Below are 9391 nucleotides of genomic sequence, written 5' to 3'. Positions count from 1 at the left end.
ATCAAGACCGCGCTCTGACGCCACACGGACTATCGCTCCATGTCAGGAGTCCTGGTGTTGCCCGGCCGGGTTGATGATGCCGCGCATGAAGTCGACGTCGCCCACCCGCATCCCGCAGACCTCGGCGTCGCGCAACCCGGCGAACGCTCCGAGCAACACGGCTGCCCGCAGCTGCTCGGGGCGCGTCGTGCAACGCCCACATCTGCGCCTGTGAGGATCACCAGCCCGTGACGTGTAATGCCGGATCACGGCTGCCTCGATCAGCTCGACCGGCACCTGCACTTGCCGACCACGCGGCCCCACCCGCGTCGTCGCATGCTGCGCTGAGCCAGCGCAAACTCGAGGTCGCCCACATCATTGCCGCAGGTCGCACCAACAGCGAGATCGCCGCCGAGCTGTTCATCTCTCAGCACGGTCAAGACCCACGTCGCGAGGACCCAGAACAAGCTCGCCGTTCGCAACCGGGTCGAGATTGCGGCTTGGGCCTGGGAGACTCACCTGCTCGAGTCGCCCAGATGATCCGAACCAGTCAGGTGTCGCCTGGTCTCTCGTCCGTCGAGCGATGCCATAGGTTCCTGGACAAGCGGGTTTACCAGCACCACCCGACAGTCAGGGCCGCGCAGTCCGCAAATGGTCCGCAAGATTCTCGTCGGATGCCCGAGATGGCCATCGACGCCCAACGCGACGATCAGGAACTACCAACAGTCAACGGCAACTGGAACCTCAGGCCTTTGTTCGAGATGTACTTCGACCTCTGACGAAGATGCAGCGCAGGTTGGGGGCCCGAGCTTGCACGGCGCTCACGAAGACGCAGCGCAGGCTGGGGGCTGTCAGGGGGCCGAGCGGAGTCGAGGAAGCGACGGCATGGGTAAGCCACCCGTCCGGAGCGGAGTCGAGAAAGAGGTCGCGAATGGTTCGACCTCCGACGAAGACGCAGCGTAGTTTGGGGGCCGAGCTTGCACGGTGCTGGCTCCTCCCCTCAAGAACTGCACTCGTCGGCACTTGTCGTGGCGATTTGGCCGCTCGAGCCACGACAAGTGCAATCAACGACAGTTGTCGTGGCCAACAGGGCTGCCTCAGCCCAGGGCGCCCGCGCTGGCGGCCGCGGGCGGCCGCGGGCGGCGTCAGGCGGCGCGGGCGGCGGGTGGAGCGTACGCCGCGTCGACGGCCTCGCGGACGACGACATCGGGCCAGCGCAGCCCGAGAAGCGCGACGAGGATGAGGCAGAGGCCGGCGCAGACTGTGACAGCCGCCTCGGGCCCAGTGTGCGTTGCCAGCCATCCCGCGCCCAGATAGGACCCGGCGGCGGCACCGACGGACGCCGCGCCGGCGAGGCTGAAGATCCGCCCCCGGAGCGCCTCGGGCGTCACGAGGGTGAACGTCGCCTGGAGCGGGACCATGAAGGCCTGCAGCGTGCCGCTGACGAACCACAGCACAGCCAGCACAGCGAACGGCAGATGGAACGTCGTGGCGAGGAGCGGAAGCGGCATGAGCATCGCGAGTGGGATGAGCGAGCTGTTCTGCCACACCACGTCGCGCCGGGTGATCAGGATGATCCCGAGGACGGCCCCGGCGACGGGCGCAGCCATGAGGATGCCGGCCCACCATGTCTTGCCGGCGATAGGGATGGCCAGCGCCTCCGGGGCGGCGATGCCGACGCACGCGGCGACGCTCAGCAGGATGAACCGGGCCAGCACCGGATGGTGTGCCATGTCGCCGATCGCACGGTGCAGGTCTCGGACGAACCCGCCCACCCCCCTCCCGCGCTCGCCGGAGACGGGCCTCAGTTCGACGACGACCAGGATCGTGACGGCGGCGAGCACGAACGAGACGAAGTCGGCGGTCAGGCCCACCTCAGGTCCGAGCCAGGCGACCAGTGCCCCTCCGACAGCGAAGCCGACTGCCTGGTTCGTCTGCTCGGACAGGGCGTTCAGGCCGATGGCCCGAGCGTAGAGCCGGCGGTCGGGGAACAGGTCGGTCATCAGGATCATGTGCGAGGCCGAGGCGGCACCGCCGATCGCCTCGAGGACGAACAGCACAGCGAAGATGGCCAGCAGCTTCGCCTCGGCCAGGACGAGGACGAGGAGCCCGGCCACGCACGCTGCGCGCAGCAGGTGGCTCCAGACGAGGACCCACTTGTACGGGAACCGGTCGACCACCGGGCCGAGCAGGCTGCGGCCGAGCACGGTGGGCAGCAGGCTCACGGCCAGCGTCGTCGCGGTGGCCAGCGGCGACTGGGTGCGCTGGAACACGATCGCGGCGATCGTGATCCGCGCGATGTTGTCGCCCCAGAACGAGAGAGCCTGGACCAAGAAGATCGGCAGGTACTTCGGCACCCTCAGAACGTCAACGAAGGACGGCGCAGCACTGCTCACGTCCTTGGTCACGAGCACACGCTACCCCGCGTCAGTCAGTCGTAAAAGTTGAAACTCATAACATGTCGCGATCGACGCGCAACTCGCCGCCACACTTCGCTGAGCCGACCTCCCGACCCGGCCTCCATCCCGATGATCCGCGCAACGCCGTCAGCGTCGCGCAGGTCCGACGGCACGCTGTCGACGGGCCGTCCTCGCCACAGCATCCCGGCGTTGCGCAACCGGCTGGCAAGCAACCATGCCTCCCGGAGGCTGTCGGCGTCTGGAGCCGGGATGAGTCCGGCCTCTTCGAGGGCGTGCAGCGCCGGGAGCGTGCCGGTGACGCGGAGGGCGGCGTCCTCGTGTGCGTGGCACAGCTGGGCCAGCTGAACGGTCCACTCGACGTCGGTCAGCCCGCCCCCGCCGAGCTTGACGTGGGTGTTGGGGTCGGCTCCCCGGGGCAGCCGCTCGGCCTCCATGCGTGCCTTGAGGGTGCGGATGTCGCGCACCTGCGTCGCGTCGAGCCCGCCGGCCGGCCATCGGAGCGGCTCGATGAGACCGAGGAACTCCTGCGCAAGGGCGTCGGGTCCCGCGATGGGGCTGGCACGCAGGAGGGCCTGGAACTCCCAGGTCAGGGCCCAGCGCTGGTAGTAGGACCGGTAGGCCTCGATGCTTCGCACGAGGGGTCCGTTCTTGCCTTCGGGCCTCAGGTCGGCGTCGAGGGTCAGGGCCGGCTCCGGCCCGGCTCCGGAGAGCAGCCGGCTCAGCTCCTTGACGACTGTGGTCGCCCGAGCCTGGGCGACCGCCTCGTCGGCACCGGGGTGCAGGCCAAGGACGTACATCACGTCGGCGTCCGAGGAGTAGCCGAGCTCCGCCCCACCGAGGCTGCCCATCCCGACGACGAGCAGGTCCGCCTCGAACGGTCCCTCCCGGGCGACGACTGCGGCCGTCGCGACCTCCAGCGTCACCTCGATCGTGGCAGCCGCGAGGTCTGTCAGGGCGCGGCTCACCTGGGTGATCTCGAGCTGGGCGGTCAGGTCGGCGAACACGATCCGCAGCAGCTCGTGGCGCCTGATGGCGCGCACTGCTGGCATGGCATCGTCTGCGGCACCGCGACGCCCGACCGCCGCACGCATCCGGGCCGCGATGACCTCGCGCGAGCGGGGCTCCAGGCCGTCGCGCTCGCCGAGCATCCGGACGCTCTCCGGCGAGCCGATGAGCAGGTCGGCCGCGAGCCGGCTTCGCGCGAGCGCGTGCGCGAGCCGCTCGGCGGCCCGCCCTTCGTCCCGGAGCATCTTGAGGTACCAGTGGATCGTGCCGAGCTTGTCGCTGACCCGCCGGAAGGACAGTAGCCCGGCGTCGGGGTCTGCCTCGTCCGCGAACCAGCCGAGCATCACCGGCAGGAGGGTCCGCTGGATGGCGGCGCGTCGGCTCACCCCGGCGGTGAGCGCCTCGATGTGACGCATCGCGCCCGCCGGGTCGCGGAAGCCGAGCGCGGCAAGACGCGCCCGGGCGGCCTCCGGCGACAGACCGACCTCGTCGGGAGTCAGCCGGGCTGCTGCGGCCAGCAGCGGCCGGTAGAAGAGACGCTCGTGGATCCTGCGGACCTCTCGTGCCGTGGCGGCCCGGTCCGCGACGACGGCAGCACCGGGGTTGCTCCGGTGCCCCATGGACCTGCCGAGCCGGCGCAGGTCGGCCTCCGAGTCCGGCATGAGGTGCGTGCGTCGCAGCCGGTACAGCTGGATCCGGTGCTCGAGGCAGCGCAGGAGCCGGTAGTCGCGGTCGAGCGCGGCCGCGTCGTCCCGGCCCACATAGCCGCCCCGGGACAGCGAGGCGAGTGCCTCGAGGGTGGTCGCCGACCGGAGGGTCGGGTCGGTCCGACCGTGCACGAGCTGGAGCAGCTGGACGCTGAACTCGACGTCGCGCAGCCCACCCGGCCCGAGCTTGAGCTGCCTGGCCGCTTCCGCGACCGGCACGTGCTGCTCGACCCGTCGACGCATGGCCTGCACGTCGGTCACGAAGTCCTCGCGTCCCGCGGCCTCCCACACCAACGGGGAGATCTCCGCCTTGTAGTGCCGGCCGAGGTCGAGGTCGCCGGCCGACACCCATGCCTTGAGCAACGCCTGGAACTCCCAGGTCTTGGCCCAGCGCTCGTAGTAGGCCTTGTGGCTGGCAACGGTGCGCACCAGCGGCCCGTTCCTGCCCTCGGGTCGCAGTGCCGCGTCGACGGTCCAGAGGGACCCCTCCTGGGTCGGGGTGGAGCAGGCTCGCATGAGCCCGGTCGCGAGCCGGGTGCCGACCCGCAGTGCCTCCTCCTCGTCGGCTCCCTCCACCGGCTCGGCCACGAAGACGACGTCGACATCACTGACGTAGTTCAGCTCTCCCCCGCCGGTCTTGCCCATGCCGATGACCGCGAGCCGGCACACCTGGTGCCCGGGGCCGTGCTCGTGCCTCGCGATGGCCAGCGCCGCCTCCAGCGCCGCCTCGGCGAGCTCGGCGAGCGCTTCGCCCGTGGCCGGCATCACGGCGAGCGGGTCGTCCGCCGTCAGGTCGAGCGCCGCGATCCGCAGCAGCGCGCAACGGTAGGCGATCCGCAGGGCGTCGTATGGCGTGTGCTTGCCCGGCTCGGTCACCGCGGCCACCAGCTCGGCGCGGGCCTGCTGCCCGGGCTGGGGTTCCGCCCGGGCGGCGCAGGTCCAGTGTCCGGGGTGGCGCACGAGGTGGTCGACGAAGGCCGACGAGGCGCCGAGGACCGCGAGCACCCGGTCGCGACCGGGTCCACCGGTGCGCAGCCGGTCGGTCAGCGCGGTGATGCCGGTGTCGGACGGCACCTGCGCCGGGGCGAGCGCTTCGAGGAGCCGGACCAGACCGAGCAGGGCCAGGTCGGGGTCAGCCGTCTCGCCCAATGCCCCGAGAAGGTCGTCGGCCAGGCCGTCCGAGCCGTCGCGCAGCGGTGCGAGAGCGGCATCGGCCAGCAGCGACCTGGCCCGGGGCAGGTCGTGGAAGCCGAGCCGGGCGAGCCGGCCCCCGAGCGAGCTGGTCCGGTCCACCGCTACCACGCTCAGAGGCGGGGCAGGTAGCGGTCGAGCTCGAAGCGGCTCACCTCTCGCCGGTAGTCGAGCCATTCCTGGTGCTTGTTCCGCAGGAAGAAGTCGAAGACGTGCTCGCCGAGCAGTTCGGCGACGAGGTCGCTCTCCTCCATGGCCTCCAGCGCCCGCCCGAGCGAGGCCGGCAGGGGCTTGACGCCCATGGCCCGCCGCTCCGCGTCGGTCAGGCCCCACACGTCGTCCTCGCTCTCCGGCGGCAGGTCGTAGCCCTCCTCGATGCCCTTGAGCCCGGCCCCGAGCAGCACGGCGAACGCGAGGTAGGGGTTGCAGGCAGCGTCGAGTGAGCGGACCTCGATCCGAGTGGACTGGCCCTTGTTGGGCTTGTGCATCGGCACCCGGACCAGAGCCGACCGGTTGTTGTGTCCCCAGGTCAGGTGTGCCGGCGCCTCCCCGCCGCCCCAGAGGCGCTTGTAGGAGTTGACCCACTGGTTCGTCACCGCCGTGATCTCTGACCCGTGCCTGAGCAGGCCGGCGATGAACTGCCGACCCGTCTTGCTCAGCTGGTAGGGCGCGCCGGGCTCGTAGAACGCGTTCGAGTCCCCCTCGAAGAGGGACAGGTGGGTGTGCATGCCGGAGCCGGGGTGCTCCGAGAACGGCTTGGGCATGAAGGTCGCGTAGACCCCTTGGGTGAGCGCGACCTCCTTGACGACGGTGCGGAACGTCATGATGTTGTCGGCGGTCGACAGGGCGTCCGCGTAGCGCAGGTCGATCTCGTTCTGGCCCGGGGCACCCTCGTGGTGGCTGTACTCGACCGAGATGCCCATGCTCTCGAGCATCGTGATCGCGGCTCGCCGGAAGTCGTGGCCGGTGCCGTGCGGGACGTGGTCGAAGTAGCCGGCGTCGTCGACGGGCACCGGTCGCCCGCGCGGGCCGCGCTGCTGCTCGAGGAGGAAGAACTCGACCTCGGGGTGGGTGTAGAAGGTGAACCCCAGATCGGCCGCATGCCCCAAAGCCCGTCGCAGCACGTGGCGCGGGTCGGCGACGCTGGGGGTGCCGTCGGGCAGGAGCAGATCACAGAACATCCGCGCCGTGCCGGGGCTCTCGCCACGCCACGGCAGGATCTGGAAGGTCGTCGGGTCCGGCTTGGCGAGCATGTCCGCCTCGTAGACCCGCGAGAGGCCCTCGATGGCCGACCCGTCGAAGCCGAGGCCCTCGGCGAAGGCGCCCTCGAGCTCGGCGGGGGCGACGGCGACGGACTTGAGCGTGCCGAGGACGTCGGTGAACCACAGCCGGACGAAACGGATGTCGCGCTCCTCGATCGTGCGCAGCACGAACTCTTCCTGACGGTTCATGGCTCGATCTTGCCGCATGCCTGTTTCCATGACGTAACGCAAGGACTCAACGCGAGCGGGCCGGTCTGTCACGACAGCACGGGCCTACGGGGATGCTCCCCGCAGGCCCGCGCCGTGGCGGCCGACGATCGTCAGTAGAGAGAGCTCACTTCGAGTCGTTGACGACCCTGACGGTCATGTACTCGCCCCGGTGCGAGGTCGACCTGACGGTGACCTTGACGCCGGCACCGGCGACCTTCGTCGAACCCATCGGGTTGGCCGAGTCCCAGTACCTGTTCGGGTTGGAGTCGTCGAAGGTCCGGATCCCTGGGCTCGACCTGACGTAGACCCCGTAGCCGTTGCGGTGGAAGGTCACCGCGTCCGTGCGCTCCAGCCCGAAGGTCGCGTCAAACGGCTGACGGCGGTTGCCGAGCAGGACCGCGTCCCCGCCAGGTGTGCCGGGGAACTTGATCGCCTTCGGTCTCGCGTCGACGGGCAGGATCAGCCCACCGCCGGGATGCGTCACGGTGTTGTTGTTCGTGTACTGGCCGTTGCTGTACCAGACGAGCAGGCCGTTCTGGTAGGGGAACTTCTCGACCCAGTTCGGCTTGGTGCTGGCCCAACCGAAGTTGTAGGGCCCCTTCCGCAGGGTCTTGTCGTAACCGGTGTAGGTGCGGTTCTCGGCGTAGTAGACGTCCTGCACCTGACGTGAGGTCGTCCCGTCGATGATGGTGAAGCCGTCGGCGGTCCACCCGTCCGGGCCGTTCTCGACGTCGTCGACCGGCCCGGCCGTGCCGTCGACGGTGACGGCGATGTCGTCGATGAAGGCTTCGCTCGCCACACCACCGTCGGTCGCGACCCGGAAGCGGAAGTCGACCTGCCGGCCGACCCACGGGGTGAGGTCGAACGACTTCTGCATCCAGTCGAAGACACCGTTGACCTCGTCGCCCACCTGGGCCCACGTGGAGCCGCCGTCGGTCGAGACCTCGGCATAGAGGTAGTCGTAGTCGACCTCGAGGTTGCCCTGCACCCAGGCGCTGACCGACGCGGACGAGCCGGCACCGGTCAGGTCGAGGCTGCGGGTCAGTGTCGCTCTCAGGTCGTTGCCGTAGCCGCTCCACCACTCGCCGGTGCCGGAGTGCGGCGTGTTCCGCTCGGTCACGAGGGTCCGAGCCGGCAGTGGCACGACGACGGCCTGCGGCTTGACCCCGTAGGAGTCTGGCCACCTACTGGACCTGTCGAGCACCACCTCGGAGGCCGGGCCGAGCTTGACGGTCCGGCTCTTGCCGGGCTTCACGGTCGCGTAGTCGAGCCACCCGAGCTGCAGCTTCTCCCACGGCCCCAGGTAGCCGGGCTTGGTGCCGATCTCCGTCCGGCTCTGGCTGAGCCAGGAGCCGGAGCTCATGAGGGTCCAGAAGCCCGTGCCGTTGTCGCCGCCGGCGGTGTCGTAGAGGTCCGGCAGCCCGAGGTCGTGGCCGAACTCGTGGGCGAAGACCCCGAGGCCGCCGTTCTCCGGCTCGGTCGTGTAGTCGCCGATCCAGATGCCGCTGTCGCCGAGCGGCACGCCGCCCAGCTTGTTGAAGCCCGGCCCGGTCCTGCCCTCATCCGTGGAGAAGGCGTACCAGCGGTGCGACCAGATCGCGTCGGCGCCCTGAGCCCCGCCGCCGGCCTCCTCGCCCTCTCCGGCGTGGATGGCCTGGAAGTGGTCGATGTAGCCGTCGGGCTCGTTGAAGTCGCCGTCGCCGTCGTAGTCGTAGCGGTCGACCTTGTCGAACTGGCTGAGGTAGGACCGGATCTGCGCCGGGCTCTTGCCGGCCACGACCTGCGCGTCGTACCACGCCGTGGCCGTGTCCTTGACGTAGTTCCAGTAGCCGTCCGACTCCGGGATCTCGTTGCTCCCGTAGCGCGCCTCGTTGTACGGGACCTGGATCCAGTCGGACACGTCGCCCTTGGCGAGGAAGCGGCCGTTGGACTGTTTGAGATAGAAGTCGCGGAACGAGTCGTTCGTGCCAGAGAACATCATCTCGAGGTAGTGCTGGCGAGAAAAGTCGGCGATCCAGTAGGTCGAGTTGTCGTCTGTGCTGTTGCCGTCCCAGACCCGGTCCGGCTGGGGGATCTCGTTGTGCGCCGGCCCTGCCTCGCCGTCGGTGCGCGGGTCGGTCTTGTCGCCGAAGTCGGTGAGCACCGTGAAGATGCTCTCCTCGCGGTCGACCGGGTAGTTGACGTACCTCGTCCGTGCCTTGGCGGCCTTGCCCTTGACGCCCTTCGCCGGGCGGGTCGAGGTCAGCTCGATGACGCGGTTGCCGTTGATGACGCGGGTCGTGGCCTGGCCGGTGATGAGCTGGTGCACCGCATCCTGGCGCAGCTTGTTCTGCGCCTCGGCGAGGGGGTTGGGTAGGTTGTCCGGGCGGGATGCCTGGGCAGCCGCGGGGTCGCTCGAGATGGGCGCTCGGGTCGAGGGAGCAGCCTGCGCCCCGAGGGGGGCCGCGAGGGTGCTTGCCACGAGAGCGCCGACCGCGAGACCCGAGACAGCGCCCCACTGACGCTTGTTCAAGATCGATCCTCCTGGTCGGTCCGGCGCCGGTCGACGCCGGTCGCATTCGACCATGCACCGGTGACGTCCCGGGAGGTGTGCCGTCAAGAATTGGGGAATCCTTTA

Annotated in this window: 4 protein-coding genes and 1 pseudogene; 1 reads left to right on the top strand and 4 read right to left on the bottom strand. The window is 69.7% G+C overall.

Going from position 1 to position 9391, the window contains the following annotated elements; all coding sequences use genetic code 11:
* Window positions 1-323: 323 nt before the first annotated feature.
* Window positions 324-519, top strand: a pseudogene (locus tag L0H79_RS17585) (response regulator transcription factor).
* 605 nt (window positions 520-1124) lie between these two features.
* Here the strand turns inward: L0H79_RS17585 and L0H79_RS17580 are convergent.
* From L0H79_RS17580 to L0H79_RS17565, 4 genes are all read right to left on the bottom strand, one after another.
* Window positions 1125-2387: an MFS transporter gene (locus tag L0H79_RS17580; RefSeq protein WP_301485947.1), complete on the bottom strand. Its 1263-nt coding sequence runs from the start codon at window positions 2385-2387 to the stop codon at window positions 1125-1127.
* Between the two features lie 23 nt (window positions 2388-2410).
* Window positions 2411-5404 (bottom strand): bifunctional [glutamine synthetase] adenylyltransferase/[glutamine synthetase]-adenylyl-L-tyrosine phosphorylase, encoded by a 2994-nt coding sequence (locus L0H79_RS17575; protein ID WP_301485946.1) that lies wholly within the window; start codon window positions 5402-5404, stop codon window positions 2411-2413.
* An 11-nt stretch (window positions 5405-5415) separates the two neighbouring features.
* A complete protein-coding gene (gene glnA / locus L0H79_RS17570; protein ID WP_301485945.1) occupies window positions 5416-6753 on the bottom strand; it encodes a type I glutamate--ammonia ligase in 1338 nt (445 codons plus the stop codon).
* Window positions 6754-6898: 145 nt separating this feature from the next.
* Window positions 6899-9286, bottom strand: a complete 2388-nt coding sequence (locus L0H79_RS17565; protein ID WP_301485944.1) for an immune inhibitor A domain-containing protein — start codon at window positions 9284-9286, stop codon at window positions 6899-6901.
* Window positions 9287-9391: the final 105 nt, after the last annotated feature.

It is taken from the genome of Intrasporangium sp. (assembly GCF_030452765.1).
Classification (GTDB): Bacteria; Actinomycetota; Actinomycetes; order Actinomycetales; family Dermatophilaceae; genus Intrasporangium_A.
Note: the sequence above shows the minus strand (reverse complement) of the source record. Positions and strands in the feature narration are given on the sequence as shown.

Excerpts from the sequence above, each read along its gene's own strand:
- glnA (WP_301485945.1), bottom strand. The coding sequence starts at position 6,753 with ATGAACCGTCAGGAAGAGTTCGTGCTGCGCACGATCGAGGAGCGCGAC.